The sequence below is a fragment of the Bartonella sp. MR168JLCBS genome, assembly GCF_042194175.1.
This window is the reverse complement of sequence record NZ_JBHIMP010000323.1, coordinates 1-442: the sequence shown is the minus strand read 5'-3', so window position 1 is coordinate 442 and position 442 is coordinate 1. Positions and strand designations below refer to the sequence as shown.

General features: G+C 40.5%; 1 pseudogene. It reads right to left on the bottom strand.

Going from position 1 to position 442, the window contains the following annotated elements:
* Positions 1-442 (bottom strand): annotated as a pseudogene (locus ACFIK8_RS11165) (proton-conducting transporter membrane subunit); the annotation flags it as partial.

The following is a 442-nucleotide window of genomic DNA, read 5'->3' as shown; positions in this document are numbered from 1 at the left end:
ACAACCACAAGTCGTTTCCGTCCCGCATGAACAGCGGCAGAAAATGTATACCACTTTCCAAAACAACCAGCCATAGGAGGTATACTTGCTAAAGAGAAAAGTTGTATCGTCATCATAACAGCCATAAACGGATTCGTCTTTACCAATCCTGAAAGATCATAAATATTTTCAACATTTCCACCACTACGCCGCATTCCAAGAATAAAAGCAAATGAACCAATCACCATACTAAGATAAATAGTCATATAAAGAATAACGCTTTTTATCCCAAGCATATCTCCAGCAGCTAACCCGACAAGCGCATATCCCATATGACTGATAGACGAATAAGCCATTAAACGCTTAACATTGCTCTGGCCAATTGCAGCAAATGCACCAAGTATCATTGATGCAATTGCCATGAACACCAAAATTTGCTGCCATGCATGCATAGAGCCATCGG